Consider the following 15,721-nt stretch of genomic DNA (forward strand, 5'->3'; position numbering starts at 1 on the left):
TGTGGACATTGACCGCTGGGTCGCGGTCGGCCGTGACCTCGAGTCGAGCCCGGCCGTCCACCGGCCGTCGTCCTTCTCCGCCCTGCTGGCCGCGACCATGGGCGACTGCGAGGGAAAAGTCGTCATCGACGCCGGATGCGGAGCCGGTCTGGTCACCCTGGCGGCACTCTCGGCGGGGGCCGTTCACGTGGTGGCCCAGGACTACGACCCCGCGGCGCTGGCCGACACGGCCCGCAACGTGGAACGATTCATCGGGCCGGACGGGAGAAGGCGGCTGAGCCTGTGGGAGGCCGACTGGAGCCTGCTCGGCCCGATGCGCGCGGATCTGCTCGCGGTCAATCCGCCCCAGCGCCCGTCGTCCCTGCTTCCCGAGGTGGACCCCGAGCTGCGGCACCTCCACGCGGGAGGGGGCCAGGACGGTCTGGACGGGATGCGGCTGGTGCTGGCCCACGCGGGCGCCGCCCGGGTCCGCACCACCGCGGCCGGGGTGCTCAAACTGGCCGACGCCGAGATTCCGGGGTGGAGCGAGCCGCTGATCGTGGCGAGCGCCGAGATCCCGTACGACCCGGCGTGGCGGACGATCGTCCCCAGCCTGCGTGACCGGGTGTCCGTGTGGGAGTTCGAGCGCCTGAAGACGTGACCGGGGCGGCCGGGCCGTCGGGTCGTCGGGGTAGGTGTCTCTCGTACTTTGGGCCGATCCGGATCGGTACGGGCTCTCGTACCATGATGAGGTGCTCCCCCTTGTCCGATCCGTGTGGGACGAGCCCCGTCCCCCCAACCCGCCGGTACGGGTGTGGCGGGACTGGGCGCTGGTGGGGCTGCTCGTGCCGATCGCGCTGCTCGAAGGAGTGCTGCGGCCGGACCTCCCGTGGCGGGTCGTCTCGGTGGCGGTCACCATCGGGCTGATACCCACGCTGTTGTGGCGCCGCAGCAGGCCGCTGCTGGTGGTCGCGATCGTCTTCGGCACCACGAGCCTGGCCCCGCTGCTGACGGGCGGGGACTCCGCCGAGACGTACACGATGGGATATCTGCTGATCGTGGTGTACGCGCTGGTCCGGTGGGGGTCCGGACGCGAGGCCGTGATCGGGTTGACGATCATGCTCGTCGCGGTCTGTCTCTCGATCGTCTTCGACCGCCTCGCCCCCGCCGACGCGGTCGCCGCGTTCGCCGTCGTGTTCTCCGCCGTCACCCTGGGCGGGGCGTTCCGCTACCGGGCGAGGGCGAGGATGCGCGAGCTCGACCAGGTCAAGCTGCTCGAACGCGAGCAGCTGGCCCGCGACCTGCACGACACCGTCGCCCATCACGTCTCGGCGATGGCGATCCGCGCCCAGGCGGGCATCGCCATCTCCGCGTCGCGGCCGAACGCCGCGACCGAGGCGCTCCACGTGATCGAGGCCGAGGCGTCGCGCGCCCTCGCCGAGATGCGCGCCATGGTCCGCGTCCTCCGCCGGGACCAACCGGCGGACCTGGCGCCCGGCCGGCGCGTCACCGATCTCCGGCAGCTCGCGGACCAGGGCACGTCCGGTTTGTCGGTCGATGTGGACATCTCCGGCGACCTCGGCGACCTCCCCCCTTCGGTCGAGGCGGCGATCTACCGCCTCGCCCAGGAGGCGGTCACCAACGCCCGGCGGCACGCTCGTCACGCCACCCGCGTCGAGGTCCAGGTCACCGCCGACGACACGTCGGTGCACCTGCGGGTGAGCGACGACGGCGACACCGGTTCCATCCGCCCGCCCGGACCGCCGGGGTACGGGCTCATCGGCATGGTCGAACGCGCCGACCTGCTCGGCGGCACCTGCGAGGCGGGCCCGGACCCCGATCGAGGCTGGACCGTCACCGCCGCGCTGCCCCGGTCCGGAGCGGCGGAATGAGCATCCGGGTGCTCGTCGCCGACGACCAGGAGATCGTCCGTACCGGGCTCGCGATGATTCTCGACGCCCAGCCGGACATCGACGTCATCGGCGAGGCCGCCGACGGGCGGCGGGCCGTCGAGCTCGCGCGGCGCCTGCGCCCCGACGTGTGCCTGTTCGACATCCGCATGCCCGGCCTCGACGGCATCCAGGCCACCCGCCTCCTCGCCGGACCGGCCGTCGACGCCCCTCTCGCCGTCGTCGTCATCACCACGTTCGACCTCGACGAGTACGTCTACGCCGCCCTGAGGGCCGGGGCCCGGGGCTTCCTGCTCAAGGACGCGGGCACCGTCCTGCTCTCCCAGGCCGTCCACGCCGCCGCCAACGGCGACGCGCTCATCGCCCCGAGCATCACCGCTCGGCTACTCGGCGCCTTCGCCGATACCGGGCCCACCTCATCGCCGCTGCGACCCGTCGAGGCGCTCACGGACCGGGAGGAACAGATTCTCGTCACCGTGGCGCGGGGACGGACCAACAGCGAGATCGCCGACGAGTTCCACATCTCCCTCAGCACCGTCAAGTCGCACATCGCCAGCCTGATGGCCAAGCTCGGCGCCCGCAACCGCGTCGAGATCGCCATCTGGGCCTACGAGACCAGGCGCGTCAGGAGCTGACCCCGCCGCGGCGCCGCCTACGGATGATCCACTCGGCCACGGCGAGGTTGATCACCCAACCGGCGGCGACGAGCAACGCCCTGCTGAACTCGCCGGGCGTGCCGGCGATCAGAAACCAGGGCAGGTGGGTCAGCGCCTGCGTGCCCGCGCCCAGCGCGATCGCGTACCCGCGGATCATCCAGGCGCGGTGCCGGGTGAAGTCCCGCCGCCGGATCGCGGCGAGGCCGAGAACGATGGACAGGAGCATGGCCGAGCCGAACACGAGCCGGAAGACGGCGAGGAGATCACCGTCACCGGGCGGGCGGGCGTAGAACAGGGTCATCCACAGACCGGAAAGCGCCGCGACCAGTCCGCTCGGGACCAGAAGCCGCCCGGCGGCGCGGTGCCGGCCAGGCCTGCGGCGGCGGAAACCCGGGGCGAACTGGAAGGCCCCCAGCAGGCTGTACAGGCTGACGCTGAAGATGTGCAGCACCACGGGCACCGGCGCCGCGAAGAACCGCGCGTTCTCCGGCGTGACCGTCGCGCCGCCGGTCAGTTCCGTCATGCGGACGGCACCGGCGACCAGGGGAATGACGCTGAGCAGGATCAGCCCGGCGGGCACGAGCCTGTCCGCCCTGAATCCGTTCCGGCCGTTCGCCGGCCCGCCCCTTCGCGACTGTCGCGGGAACGGGCGATGTCCCGTCATGCTCTGGTTGGTCATGTCCCGATCGTGACGGCTCGGACGGGGGCGATTCATCGCCGAAACGGCCGGAACCACGGTGGCCGATCATCCATCGATCGGGCGTACTTTCGGCTGATGAGCCCTTCGCGGAGCTTTCCTACATTGATTCTCGTGGCCACGAGGCACGCTCGCCGCTATCCACCGATGTCGACCACGACGTCGATCCGCGAGTACGGCGCTCCCGACGGCCCCGTATCCACCCGCGATGGATGAGGAGAATACGTTGAAGGCGTTCGTCCTGCGCTCGTACGGCTCACCTGATGTCCTCGATCTGACGGACATCGACAAACCCGTTCCCGGCGACGGCGAGGTGCTCGTCCGGGTCCGCGCCACCTCCGTCCAGCCCTACGACTGGCACCACATGAGAGGCGAGCCGTACGTCGCGCGCCTGATGGGCGGCCTCGGGCTGCGCAGGCCGAGGATCAGCATCCTGGGCGCCGACATGGCGGGGCAGGTCGAGGCCGTCGGCAGGAACGTGACGGGCTTCCGCCCCGGAGACGAGGTGTTCGCGCTGCTCAAGCAGGGCGGCTTCGCCGAGTACGTGTGCGTCGGCCAGGACGAGCTGGCGCCGAAACCGAGGAACCTGTCGTACGAGCAGGCGGCGGCCGTACCGATGGCGGCCGTCACCGCCCTGCTGGGACTGCGCGACGAGGGACGGATCCAGCCGGGGCAGCGGGTCCTCGTCAACGGGGCCTCGGGAGGGGTGGGGACGTTCGCCGTACAGCTCGCTCGGGCGTTCGGCGCGAAGGTCACCGGCGTCTGCGGTCCGAGGAACGTGGACCTGGTCCGGTCGATCGGCGCGGACGAGGTCATCGACTACGCCAAGGAGGACTTCACCCGGAACGGACAGCGCTACGACCTCCTGCTGGACGTCGCGGGAGGCCGCTCGGCGTCGGCGTGCCGCCGGGCGTTGACCCCCAGGGGGACCTACGTCATCGTCGGCGGACCGGGCGGCCGATGGCTGCGGCCCGTCGGTCACATGCTCTCGGCGTTCGCGGCCTCGCCCTTCGTGTCCCAGAGGACGGCCAGGGCGGACGCGGTCGGATGCGCGGAGAAGAAACGGAACCTGATGACGCTGACCGAACTCATCGAGGCCGGGAAGGTCACCCCGGTCATCGACCGGGGCTACCCGTTCGAGGAGATCCGGACGGCCGTCCGCTACCAGGAGGAAGGGCACTCCCCGGGAAAGGTCGTCATCACGCTCGCCGAACGCCGATCCGCTCACGGCCCCGCCACGGACGGAATCACGCCCGTCTAGCTCGCCACGGGCTTCCATTCCGGGGAGAGGTACGGCAGGTGGGCCGAGCGGTAGAGCGTGACGATCAGGGCCAGGACGGCCGCGAACCAGACGACGGGCAGGACAGGGCCCAGGTCGGCGTAGCCGTACCCGGCCAGCATGCCGAGCGCTCCCAGGCTGACGACGGCCCAGCGCAGCACGTCGAGGAGGGCGACCTCGGAGACGCCTCCGTGGGAACGGATCCGCCTGATGACGGCGTCGACGGACAGCCAGACGGTGATCAGGGCGCAGGCCGTGTTCGCGACGCCGATCCCGTGCTCGACGGGGGAGAAATCCAGAAGGCCGTTCGAGGGCGCACCGGACACGACCAGGGCGACGAGCGAGACGCAGAACGTGGCCATGGCGAAGGGCCTGGCCCGGCCGAAGGGGTCGTCCTCGGATCGCTGCAGCTGGAACAGCCCGGACACGCACAGGGCCCATCCGACCGGGTCGAACAGCAGGTCTAGGCCGTTGAACCGGAGGGCGGCGAAGGCGAAGAGGAAACCGATGGCGATCTTCATAACGGGCAGCACGCGTCACAACCTTCCCGGCTTGTCGTCGTCCACGGATGGGCCGGCCGTCAGGGCCAGTCCGGGCTCACCGCGTCACCGCAGACCTTGGCGGCGAGACCTCGGTGCCAGGCGACCGGGAGCTCATCCCCTTCGGGTCCCGTCAGCCGCCATGAGTCCCACATCACCTCCGCCGAACCCGAGACCAGCCAGGTCCTGTAGGTGAAGGCGACCGGCTGGGGCTCGTGCGGCACCGCCGCGCAGTCGGTGATGACAACGCGGCTCTCCAGGATCTTCCGGCCACCACTTCCCACGGTGACCGGGGAACGTTCCTCCTTCGCCCCGTCGGCGGGCAGCAGCACCATCCCCGGTATTTCCGCCGAGATATCGGTGAGGGTGAAGGGGACCAGTCCGTCGTTTTCGAGTCTGACAACCATGGGGGTGGACAGGACGCCATTCTCATCCACCTCGGCATGGAGGAAGAAAGCGTCGGTGTCCCACCGGATATGCGGGGTTATCGCTCCCGACCACCACAGGACCGACGCGACGACCATCAGCGACAGGAAACCGGTCACCACAATCCGCAACAGTGACCTCGCACGTTTGGCGCGCCAGGTAGCAACGCCGAATTGCTGCCATATATCGCCTGAAGTCACGGCACAAAACCATATACGGTGATACCTCGTGACGATACCTCCGGCGATTTTATGGCTGGCCGCCGCGATGACCGTGCTGGCGGCGGCCATACCGGTCACATCGGAGCGGCTGACCAGGTTCGCCACGCTAATCGGCCTTTCCGTCACAATGGCCAACGCCCGCCTGGCCGTCGACCACTTCGCCGGCCTGCGCCGATGGCGGCTGATCACCCTCACCGTCACGGTCCCCGTGGCCTGTCTCACCGATGACCCGTTCTATCTGGTCCTGGGCTGGTGCGCCGTTTCCGTCTTCCGCGACGTACGGCTACCGGCCCCGGTCCCGGTGCCGCATGCCGACGGCGACGGCGACGGCGACGGCGACGGCGACGGCGACGGCGACGGCGACGGCGACGGCGACGCGAAGATCTACCGATGGGCATGGCTGCTCGGTGTGGGCGGCGCCGTGGTGACAGGCGTTTATCTGCTGATCGACAGAGGGGTCACTCCGGCACGTCTGGCCCATGCTGTCATCGTGATCATCGTGACCGCGGCCGTACCGCTCGCCGCCCGGAACCTGGCCGCCGAACCGGCACCCGAGGCGTCGGACGACACGACCTGGACCGAACCGGCCATCCGCCGATGGTCGACACGGACTCTCTACCTCGCGGGAACCGCGATCGTGCTGTCGGGCGCGCTGCTCACCCCCGGACAGCCGCTGCCGCGGGAACTGCCCGAATACTCGATGCCCGTGCCGTTCCAGAAGTACACGGCCGAGTTCGCGGCGGTGGACAAGTACGTCGGACCCACCTGTTCGTGGACCGACGAGGTGGACGCCCCCTGCCGGTCGTGGCTGGTGAACGGGGAGCCGTTCCCGCAGGCCGCGCCGTACGTCATCAGGAAGGGCGGAGCACCCAAGCGGGCGCCGTTCGTGCGCAGCCCCGACAAGCAGGCCGTCGTCTATCTAGACAGGCACGATCGCCGCATGGTGTACCAGAACTCCGAGGGCATCCACCACCTCACCGGCAGGCTGGCCGACACCGAAGTGCCCACGCCCACGTTCGCCGGCCAGAACAGGTATGTCGCCCTGACCAAGGACGGCACGCGGATCATCGACACCAGGACCTGGACCACGGTGTCGATCCCCGGTGTTCGACAGGTCCACGACCTCAACGAGAGCGGGATCGTGGTCACGACGGCCTCTCAGGTGCTCGTGCTCGACCACCGGGGAAGGACGCGGATGAGCATTCCCCTCAGGAAGATCGCGGATGACGCCGCCGAGGACACGTACCACCTCCGGCCGGACGGGAAGCGCTTCGTGGCCATCCGAGGCCTTGGGAGGAGTGTCGAGACCTTCGCCCCGGAGACCGGCAGGCGTCTGTCCAGCGTCACCCCCACGTTCCCCGGCGAAGACTTCCTCGAAATCGGCCTCGGCTGGTCGAAGGAGGGCCCCTTCCTGGTCCGCGGCTACCAGAGCGAACGCGTCTACTACCTCGAACTGGCGACGGGCAAGCTCTGGAGACGCGACAGGTGAACCGCGGGCAGCGGACGTCGCCGGCAGGTCGCCGTGTCCAAGCCGCGGCCCGGTTCCCGCGGGTCGGCGACCGGGAGCCGGGCCTGTCGCCGGCATCCGCGATCGTGACCTCACCGTGCGGCCCCGGACCTCAGTTTCCCTTCGGGGGAGTTTTCAGCGTCACCGGCCCCTCCCAGAACAGGCCGGGCTCGGGGAGGGCCTCGGCCTCGATACCCAGATGACCGGATGACGTTTCCGTGACCGTCCCCGCAGCCCCCTCGCATGGACGCCGTCAGGCTCGACGGGTGACCATGCGGTGTGAGCGGCTATGTCGTGACAGGCTCCTCGTGAGGGGTCCGCCGTCCCGCGTCGAATCCCCCGGACCACGCCGGCGGTGGCGAGTGCGAGGGTCACCAGCAGCGCGCTCACCCACAGTGGCGAGCGGTAACCGAGGCCGGCGCCGATGGGGATCCCACCGGGCCAGGGACCGATCGCGGCGCCCACGTTGAAAGCCACCGTGGCGAACCCACCGGCTAGCGTCTGGACGCCTCGGGGCTGGACATGAGCGCAAGCTGGCAACCCCGGCACATCACGTCCAACTATTTAGCCGCGAGTTCGTCCGCGCCTCCTCCGTGTACCTTCCCGGGCGATGAGACGGAACCGGAGCTTTCCGATGTCCGCTTCCAACCTCGTCCCCCTCGACGGCGTCGTTTGCGCATGGAAAGACCGCCGGTGCCGGTCGAGGGTATCCCGGAGGAGCTGAACCTCCATGTCGACAGATCCACACGCTGCCCGCGACAATCGGAGGACGGCAGCATCCGTCCGTGAGCCGGCCCACGGTGGTGATCACTTGGTGCCTCCTTACGACAACTGCTACAGGGGTTATCAGTCGCACAAGGTTGCCCACATGCGTTGAGCTGGCAATATCCTTCATTTAGCTGTTTCGGGTGCGCTGATAATGCTGCGTACTCCGGAGTACGCACTTGTCGCAGGTGCCTGGCCTCCCTATGGTTGGCGATAATCGTCGGCAGAAGAACTGAGGGATTCCGGTGCGGCGCCAGGAAGAAACAACGGATCGATTCGTCTCGCGGGCCGAGCTCGCCACGCTGGCGGGGGTTCGGCGTCCCACCATCACGACGTGGGCGAAGCGCCACGCGGACTTCCCTCAGCCCATCAGCCTGGGCGACGGGGAATTCTTCACCCTCGCGGACGCCCTGAGGTGGCTGGACGGCCGCGTCATCCCGGAGAAGGAGCGGCGCCCCGACGAGCCGACCGGATTCACCTACGGCGGACGGGTGCGACGTACGGTGTCCGTCGCCGCTCAAGTTCCCGCGGGCGAAACCGGTCCCGCCCGCGATGCCGACGCCTCTCCCACGGACGGCTCGATCGACTCCGACAGTACCGAAGCGGCTCTCCAGCGCCTGCTCGGACCACTGGCGACAAGGTTTCGTGATGGCGCCAACCGTCAGACCGACTACTTGAACCTGCTGCTCTGCCTGATCTTCCTGCGCCGCTGCGCGCCTGAGGCATGGTCCGAGATTCACAAAGCCACCACCCGGCCTCCGGCCGAGCTCCGGCCTGCCATGATCATGCGAATGGTTGGTGAGTTCACAGACCAGACGCTTCGCACGCAGCGGATACCGCCAGGTGTGCGGGGCATGTTCGAACGGTTGCGCCCCCCTCCGGGTACGGATCTCGCCGAGGTGATCGGCTTGTGCGATCGTCTCGGCACAGCGGCTTTCCATACGCTGCTCAGCCACTTCGCCGCCGCGATGAAGTTCGAAAGCCGCGACTACTTCACCCCTCGCGAGGTGGCCTACCTCATGGCGCGCCTGGCCGTCGGCGACCGCGGTACAGATTTTTCCGTATACGACCCGTGGTTGCGCGGCGGGGAAACGCTGCACGCCGCGGGCGTCCTGCTGCCTGGGCCGGTGCCTTCGGTGCGCGGCGCGAGCCCGAACCTGGAGACGCTGCGACTCGCCGGGATGAACCTCTACTTAAACGGCCATACCGCCGAGCTTCGCTTGAGCAACGTGACGCCATGGGAGGAGAGGGGTGAGCCGCCCGCGCAGGTGAGTGCCGTGGTGACGAACCCGCCGTTCAACATGCGCGCCGCGCGGCCGACCGGCCGCCGCGACGACGACTGGCCGTTCGGGCCGCCGCCCCCGCACAACGACAACTACGCGTGGCTGCAGTACGCGGTCGAGTCCCTCGCGCCCGGGGGCAGGGCGGTCGTATTGATGCCTCATCAGGCCGGGGTCAGCTTCGACGAGCGCGAGCACGCGATCCGCCGGGAAATGGTGAGGCGAGGGACGGTGGAAGCGGTCATCTCACTTCCCTCGCGACTGTTTCCGACGACGAACACGGCGGTGACCATATGGGTTCTCAGCCCTCCCACCGACGCTCCGGGGCGGATCCTTTTCGTGGACGCCACCGAGATGTGCACCGTGACGCGGAAAGAACCGTTCGTTTTGCCGCCGCTCGCGGCCGATCTCATCTCCGAGCTGTATGGGAGACGGCACCTGCTTTCCGGCGTAGAAGCAGAGCGGCTTCCGGGTGACGGATTCGCGATCTCGGCTGACATGGACACGCTTTGCCGGACCGACTATTCGCTGGACCCGGCCGAGTACATCGAAGACAGACTTGGAGTCACGTCTTCTCCATCGGATGGCGCTCCTGGCAGCGAAGCCGAACTGGCGCGGCTGAGAGTCGAAGTAGATCGCCTGGACGCCCAGGCCGATCGGTTACGGCCTGTTCCGCGTACCGGATTCTCGGGAATCCTTCCCAAAGGGTGGATTCAGGTTCCCTTAGATAATTTGTGCAGCATCCAGGCCGGGCCGTCCTTCTCCCGGCTGGGCATGGCCGAACGCGTGGAACACGGGTCGGTACCCATCGTGATGCCCAGACACCTGCACCGAGGGTCGATCATCGCCGGCGACGCGGACAAAGCGACCGAGAAGACGGCGCAGCGGTTAGCCAGGTTCCACCTCCGCGTGGACGACATTCTCTGCGTGCGATCAGGTGCCATGGGCCAGCGGGCGATCGTCGGCGAACGGCAGCAGGGGTGGCTTTTCGGCGGTAACTTGCATCGGTTGCGCCTTGTCGAAGCCGACGTGGTGGATCCCCGCTACCTTCTGACCTTCCTGGGGCTGCCATCGGTCATGAGGTGGATTCACAGCCGATCCAAGGGAACCGTCATCCCGTTCATCACCACTCGCGATCTCGGGCAGTTGACGGTGACCATTCCTCCGCTCGACGAACAGGGGGAGATCGAGTCAGCACTCAACACACTCGACGAACAGGTCGCGATCCATGAGGAATTCGCGCGTGCCGCCGCGACGGCACGTACCGCGCTAGCCGAGCGACTGGTGGAGGGCGCGGTGATTCTCCAATGACAGTGCGAACTGTCGAGAGCGGGACCGTCGAGGGCAAGAAGGAGACCACTGTCGGGCGTGTGCTGACAGGGACGGCCGGAGTCGGCGGGCCCCTCGGCCTCGGTATCGCCGGTGCGCCGTGGGGAGTGGTGTTCGCCCTGAGTGCGCTGGCGTTGGCGATCGCTTGCCTGCAGAGCGTCTTCCCGCAGGAGTCCGCCCATCGCCTGGCGTGGTGGCGCTCCCATTGGCAGTCCCGCGAGCGCAGGTCGAGCAGACGATCAGCAGGGCTTCGGGACCCCACGCGAATTGATCATGAAGCATGACGTAAGCCTGTGGCGAATGACAGCGTCAATCCCCGACAGGCGCACCGGTCCCGGTGCCGATCACCCCGAAGACCAGCGCCAGTGGTGGGACACGGTCACCGCCGATTCCGAGGTGGCCGCCGATGTTCCGGTTCACGTACCGCCGGTGGTGGCGGTTCGCTTCATGCGATCACGCCGGCAGGCGGAGTGAGCGGGGCCAGCCGCCGGCTGAGCCCGAGGACGGCCTTGGCCGTTCGCGGGTCGGCGGCGGGGGCGAAGGGGGCGACGGGACGAGCCTTGGACCCGATGACCAGGCCGGTCAGCCCGTCGAGTGAGGCGTCGGCCGCGGCGAGGATCGACGACCGTGCCGCCACTGACGCGGAGCCTGACGTGGCGCGTTCGAAGGCTCGCCGGACCAGCGGCCAGAGCAGCCGCAGCCCCGGCGAGACGATCCTGGGTAACCGCATGGTGCCGTCGGTCATCTCGGTGGCCGCGCCGCCCGGATCGGCCGCGAAGACCGAGATGCCGGTACCTCGCAGCCGCTCCGCCAGATCCAGCGTGTAAGCGAGGTTGGCGAGCTTCGCCCGGCCGTACCAGTGGAAGCCGTAGTAGCCGCCCGGCGGCTCGACGGCGCCGAAGGCGCGTTTGGCGACCCGGACCGAGCCCGAGGTGACGTTCACGATCCGGCTCGGCCCTCCGTCCCGGAGCGGTTCCAGCAGCAGTTCGGTCAACAGGTACGGGGAAAGGTGGTTCACGGCGAACGACGCCTCGATCCCGTCCACCGTCTGCCGCCGGTCCGCGAACATCGCTCCGACGTTGTTGACCAGGACGTTCAACGGCCCCTCCTCGGCGAGACGGGCGGCGAGCGCTCGTACGGCATCGAGCGACGCGAGGTCCGCGGCGACGAACCTCGCCTCCGGCCCGGTCGCAACCGCGTCGATCCGCTCGACCGCGCGGGCGCCCCGCTCGGCGTTCCGGCCCACCACGGTCACCGCGTGACCCATCGCCGCCAGCCCCATCGCGGTCTCCAGACCGATTCCCCCGGTCCCCGCTGTCACCACAGCCCGTTCACCCATGGCCCCGCCCTTCGCCAGCCGATCACTAGCGGATAGCTATCCGCTTTCCGGGTTGTACCGTAGCATAAGCGGATAGCTATCCGAATAGGAAGGCCGGGCGCGCGGCGGCGACCTTCCGAGCGGGAAGCTCCGAACCGTCACCAACGCGGCCGGCCAGCCCTTAATGAGCCGTCAACACTGGGGACGCAAACCCTCAAGGGGTTCCGAACCACCGTCAGCGCGGAGGACGCAGCCCCTCAAGGAGAACGTCGAGGTAGAGCTCCGCGTGCCTGGCGTCATCGTCGCCGGAGCGGACCGCGTGCTCGATGCCGCAGAGCAGGCGGCGGACATCGTCCGCCTCGATGTCATGCCGGATGGCCCCCGCACGACGAGCGCGGTCGAGCAGTTCCGCGACGGCGCGGTCAAGCTCGGCCTTCATCGCCGAGGTATGCGCGTCGGCGTCGCTGGCGGATCCGAGCACCGCCGCGAACCCGGCGTCGTCCAGTGCCCGTCCGAGAGCGAAACGCAGGAGGCGATGCAGACCCGCGAGCGAATCCTCGTCGGCCGCCGCGGCCTGCGCCTCACGGACAAGCTGCTGAAAGTGCTCCGCCACCAGCGCTTCCATCAGCGCGTGCCGGTTGGGGAAATGCCGGTACACGGTCCCGACGCCCACTCCCGCGAGCCGGGCGATGGTGTTCAGCATGAGTGAGTCGTCACCCGCGGCCAACTGCTCCCTGGCGACCTGCAACACCCGTGCGCGGTTGCGCGCCGCGTCCGCGCGCAACGCCGTCCCCCGCTCAGCATTGGGTGTCACGGGCTCAGCCTAACCCCCGCCAGCGAGCGTGGGCCGTACCGGCGGTTCGCCGACAGGCTCTCACCGGCCGCGGACATGGGCCGGGCGAGATCCCCCACGGGATCGGGCGCGCCGACCGCGTCGCCGTACGCGAAACGCGAACGAGCGCGAATGGACGCGGGACGCGGGACGCGGGACGCCGGGGTGCCGCCGCACGCGGCTCCGAGGGGTCCGGCGTCGCGTGGCGGGCGTGGCCGCCACCACCGGACCAAGAGGTGATTTGAGGTTGTTTGTAACATTCGAGGATCTCAGCCCACTTCCTGGTGTTGAAGCGATTACCCAGGACGAAGGGGGCCAGGCGGTGGCGGACGACTCACAGCGGTTCACCACGATGTACGACGAGTGCCGGCAGCGGGTCTGGGCCTACGTGGTCAGCCAGGCGGGCAGGCAGATCGCCGACGAGGTGGTGAGCGAGACGTTCGCGATCGCCTGGCGGCGGTTCGACGACATACCGGAGCCCGCCCTGCCATGGCTGCTCGGCGTGGCCCGCAACGTGCTGCGCGACAACATTCGCGCCGGGATCCGGCGCGAGTCGCTCGCCGGCGAGCTGCGCGCGTGGACGGAGGAGGACCACGCCGATCAGGTGGCCGAACGCCTCGCCGTCATGACCGCGCTCGCCTCGTTGAATCAGGACGAACGCGAGCTGCTGATCCTGGTCGCCTGGCAGGGGCTCTCGCCGCGCGACGCGGCACGCGTCATCGGGTGTTCCGCCGCGACCTTCCGGGTGCGGCTCCACCGGGCCCGCAAACGGCTGGCCCAGGCGATGAGGTCGGCACCGGCGATCCGCCCCCGAACCCGGGTGCGCAATCTCACTGAGGAGTGGTCATGAATCCGCTGGACCAACTGCGGGCGGCCCGCCCGGACCATCTCGACACCCCGGCCGACGAGCACACCCGGGCCGCCGAGCTTTCCTACGCCACGTCCCAGGCCAGGCCGACACGAACCCCGGCACAGACCCGCAAGTCCGGCGTTCTCAGGCCCGGGTGGGCACTCGGCCTGGCGGGCGTGGCCGCCGCCACCGCCGTGGCCGTGACGATCACCGCAATCGGCGGCACGGCACCGGCCCCGAGCTCCCCGGCCGTCGCCGGGGACGACCAGCCGGTGACGCGGTTGTCGGCGAAGCAGGTCCTCCTCGTCGCGGCCGAGTCGTCACTCAAGGCGCGGCAGGGCAGCGGCGCCTACTGGTACGTCGAGAGCACGAGCGGCAACGCCCAGCAGGTGGGCACCAAGGTGCGGTACACGGTGAACAGCCTGGGCCGCGGCCAGACCTGGATCGCCCGCTCGCCGAAGCGGGAAAGCTGGTGGGTGTCCCAGAACCTCGGCACCAAACCCGCGCCCGACTCGGAGGCCGCCTGGAAGCAGGACGGCTCGCCGACCAGGTGGACGGTGACCGTGACCAAGAGCGCCGACACCAAGGCACGCCTCACCGTCGAGGCCAAGGGCGGCGAGCCCTTCAGCAACCCGATCAACATGGGCGACAAGGTCGCCGACCTGGCCGGCGAGAACGTCTCGGTGGCCGAACTCCAGGCTCTGCCCGCGACCCCGGCCGACCTGAAGGCGTACCTGCTCAAGAGATACAAAGGGCACGGCACCGAGTCCAACGCCCCGCAGGATGCCGACTCCTGGCTCTTCCAGGTGACCGCGGGCCTGTTGAGCGACATGCCCGTCAAGCCCGCTGTCCGGGCCGCGGCCTACCAGGTGCTCGCCGGGCTGGACGGCGTACGGTCGCTGGGTGAGGTGACCGACGCGCTGGACCGCAAGGGCCAGGGCGTCGCCCGCGCCGAGACGTGGCCCACCGGCGAGTTCGAGCGGCAGCTCATCGTCGACCCGCGAACCGGCATCCTGCTGACGGACCGGTTCGTGGCCGTCGCCCCGACCGGAACCTACGGCTGGGCGAAGCCGGGCACCGTCGTCAACTGGAACGCGATCGTCAAGGCCGAGTGGACCGACCGGAAGCCGGTCAAGCCGTAACGGCCGGCGGTTCCGACGAGGGCGGGCGATCGCGGCCACAGGCCGCGACCGCCCCTTCGCCATGCCACCGGACCTGCTGCCGTGTGATCGCCCTGGTCGTGAGCGGATACCCGAGCCTCCATGAACGACTCCGGATGCTCCGGGCGCCCCTGGGCCGGGATCGGGGTGAGTATAAGCCCCACATGATCCGCAGCGGATCGGCGGGGCGGAGAGCGTAGACGGAGTGGCTCGGCTACAGGAACTCCAGTGGCACGACCTCAAACGGGTAGATCCCGCTGAGCCTCTGCCCGCCGACCTCCGTGATGTAGCGCAGCTGGCCACGGTTGACCGCCGTACCGGTCTCACCGGCCCGCGCGGTCGCGCGGATCACCGGCACACACCGTCCGACTCGGTCATCGCGACCAGTTTCCCGCCCTCGACCTTGATCGTGGTACGGCCCACGGGTGGCGGGCACCCCCCGGGAGGCCGCGTACTCGCGCACCACCGCGCTGGAGTTGAAGTAGTGCGTCCACCAGCGGCCCGGGGTCACACAGTCGGGAGCGTAGGCGTCCTCCAGGTCCGGCCCGATGTAGGTGAGCGAGTACGCGCCGAAGCCCGAAGGCGGCTCAGGCCGGTCGACGACGTACTGGTTCATGAAAACCTGGCGGTTGGCCATGGGCTTCAGACCATCGGGCACCAGGGCCGCGACGGCCTCGGGATCGGCCGGCACCCAGCCGAAGTAGATCATCCGGCTGTTCACAACGAGCTGGGAAGCGACGAGTTCGGACACCACTTCTCCCTGGCCATTGACGGCACACAGCCGGAACATACGTCACACACCCAGGCGGGACAATGACCTCGTTTTCCCGGAGACCGAGAGCATTCCCAAGCTCGACACCGGCATCGACGGCCACCTTCGCCGAGAAGGCGAGAGCATAGGCCATACCTGCCCCTACCTGCACATACGGTCCATGATGATCCACCCGCGTCCGGCCCTGTCCTCGAAGAGGCA

14 protein-coding genes are annotated in these 15,721 nt (G+C 69.1%); 8 read left to right on the plus strand and 6 right to left on the minus strand.

Annotated features, from left to right (window positions below):
- Nucleotide 1: 1 nt before the first annotated feature.
- The 3 genes from ABD817_RS02395 (at nt 2) to ABD817_RS02405 (ending at nt 2,524) form a co-directional block, all read left to right on the plus strand.
- On the plus strand, nt 2–640 hold the full coding sequence (locus tag ABD817_RS02395) for a 50S ribosomal protein L11 methyltransferase (protein ID WP_344914492.1): 639 nt from the start codon (nt 2–4) through the stop codon (nt 638–640).
- Nucleotides 641–731: 91 nt separating this feature from the next.
- Nucleotides 732–1,871 (plus strand): sensor histidine kinase, encoded by a 1,140-nt coding sequence (locus ABD817_RS02400; protein WP_344914494.1) that lies wholly within the window; start codon nt 732–734, stop codon nt 1,869–1,871.
- Nucleotides 1,868–2,524, plus strand: coding sequence for a response regulator (locus ABD817_RS02405; protein ID WP_344914496.1), 657 nt, complete (start codon nt 1,868–1,870; stop codon nt 2,522–2,524). The genes ABD817_RS02400 and ABD817_RS02405 overlap by 4 nt, the downstream gene beginning before the upstream one ends.
- Here ABD817_RS02405 and ABD817_RS02410 read toward each other — a convergent pair.
- Nucleotides 2,514–3,224, minus strand: a complete 711-nt coding sequence (locus ABD817_RS02410) for a DUF2306 domain-containing protein (RefSeq protein WP_344914498.1) — start codon at nt 3,222–3,224, stop codon at nt 2,514–2,516. The two genes, ABD817_RS02405 and ABD817_RS02410, sit on opposite strands and share 11 nt — an antisense overlap.
- A gap of 226 nt (nt 3,225–3,450) precedes the next feature.
- Between ABD817_RS02410 and ABD817_RS02415 the strand changes: the two genes are divergently transcribed.
- Entirely contained in the window at nt 3,451–4,503 is a 1,053-nt protein-coding gene (locus tag ABD817_RS02415) for an NAD(P)-dependent alcohol dehydrogenase (RefSeq protein WP_344914500.1), read from the plus strand.
- Here the strand turns inward: ABD817_RS02415 and ABD817_RS02420 are convergent.
- The gene (locus tag ABD817_RS02420) at nt 4,500–5,054 is read right to left on the minus strand and encodes a hypothetical protein (RefSeq protein WP_344914502.1); all 555 of its coding nucleotides are present in this window, start codon (nt 5,052–5,054) and stop codon (nt 4,500–4,502) included. The two genes, ABD817_RS02415 and ABD817_RS02420, sit on opposite strands and share 4 nt — an antisense overlap.
- A gap of 47 nt (nt 5,055–5,101) precedes the next feature.
- Nucleotides 5,102–5,812 (minus strand): hypothetical protein, encoded by a 711-nt coding sequence (locus ABD817_RS02425; RefSeq protein ID WP_344914504.1) that lies wholly within the window; start codon nt 5,810–5,812, stop codon nt 5,102–5,104.
- A 22-nt stretch (nt 5,813–5,834) separates the two neighbouring features.
- Here ABD817_RS02425 and ABD817_RS02430 point away from each other — a divergent pair, with 22 nt between their 5' ends.
- Both ABD817_RS02430 and ABD817_RS02435 read left to right on the plus strand, forming a co-directional pair.
- On the plus strand, nt 5,835–7,196 hold the full coding sequence (locus ABD817_RS02430) for a hypothetical protein (RefSeq protein WP_344914506.1): 1,362 nt from the start codon (nt 5,835–5,837) through the stop codon (nt 7,194–7,196).
- 1,028 nt (nt 7,197–8,224) lie between these two features.
- On the plus strand, nt 8,225–10,570 hold the full coding sequence (locus ABD817_RS02435) for an N-6 DNA methylase (protein WP_344914508.1): 2,346 nt from the start codon (nt 8,225–8,227) through the stop codon (nt 10,568–10,570).
- 463 nt (nt 10,571–11,033) lie between these two features.
- Here the strand turns inward: ABD817_RS02435 and ABD817_RS02440 are convergent, their stop codons facing one another.
- Entirely contained in the window at nt 11,034–11,927 is an 894-nt protein-coding gene (locus ABD817_RS02440; RefSeq protein WP_344914509.1) for an SDR family NAD(P)-dependent oxidoreductase, read from the minus strand.
- Between the two features lie 214 nt (nt 11,928–12,141).
- On the minus strand, nt 12,142–12,720 hold the full coding sequence (locus ABD817_RS02445) for a TetR/AcrR family transcriptional regulator (RefSeq protein WP_344914511.1): 579 nt from the start codon (nt 12,718–12,720) through the stop codon (nt 12,142–12,144).
- 340 nt (nt 12,721–13,060) lie between these two features.
- Between ABD817_RS02445 and ABD817_RS02450 the strand changes: the two genes are divergently transcribed.
- Both ABD817_RS02450 and ABD817_RS02455 read left to right on the plus strand, forming a co-directional pair.
- A complete protein-coding gene (locus tag ABD817_RS02450) occupies nt 13,061–13,588 on the plus strand; it encodes an RNA polymerase sigma factor (RefSeq protein WP_344914513.1) in 528 nt (175 codons plus the stop codon).
- Nucleotides 13,585–14,730, plus strand: a complete 1,146-nt coding sequence (locus tag ABD817_RS02455; protein ID WP_344914515.1) for a CU044_5270 family protein — start codon at nt 13,585–13,587, stop codon at nt 14,728–14,730. Before ABD817_RS02450 ends, ABD817_RS02455 begins: the two co-directional genes overlap by 4 nt.
- Nucleotides 14,731–14,962: 232 nt before the next feature.
- On the opposite strand, the gene ABD817_RS02460 is transcribed toward ABD817_RS02455, so the two are convergent.
- Nucleotides 14,963–15,499 (minus strand): acetoacetate decarboxylase family protein, encoded by a 537-nt coding sequence (locus tag ABD817_RS02460; RefSeq protein WP_344914517.1) that lies wholly within the window; start codon nt 15,497–15,499, stop codon nt 14,963–14,965.
- Nucleotides 15,500–15,721: the final 222 nt, after the last annotated feature.

The sequence above is a fragment of the Streptosporangium oxazolinicum genome (assembly GCF_039537505.1).
Lineage (GTDB): Bacteria > Actinomycetota > Actinomycetes > Streptosporangiales > Streptosporangiaceae > Streptosporangium > Streptosporangium oxazolinicum.

Coding starts and splice junctions, on each gene's coding strand:
- ABD817_RS02415 (WP_344914500.1), top strand. CDS start 3,451: ATGGATGAGGAGAATACGTTGAAGGCGTTCGTCCTGCGCTCGTACGGC.
- ABD817_RS02410 (WP_344914498.1), bottom strand. CDS start 3,224: ATGACCAACCAGAGCATGACGGGACATCGCCCGTTCCCGCGACAGTCG.
- ABD817_RS02440 (WP_344914509.1), bottom strand. CDS start 11,927: ATGGGTGAACGGGCTGTGGTGACAGCGGGGACCGGGGGAATCGGTCTG.
- ABD817_RS02430 (WP_344914506.1), top strand. CDS start 5,835: ATGGCCAACGCCCGCCTGGCCGTCGACCACTTCGCCGGCCTGCGCCGA.
- ABD817_RS02405 (WP_344914496.1), top strand. CDS start 1,868: ATGAGCATCCGGGTGCTCGTCGCCGACGACCAGGAGATCGTCCGTACC.
- ABD817_RS02455 (WP_344914515.1), top strand. CDS start 13,585: ATGAATCCGCTGGACCAACTGCGGGCGGCCCGCCCGGACCATCTCGAC.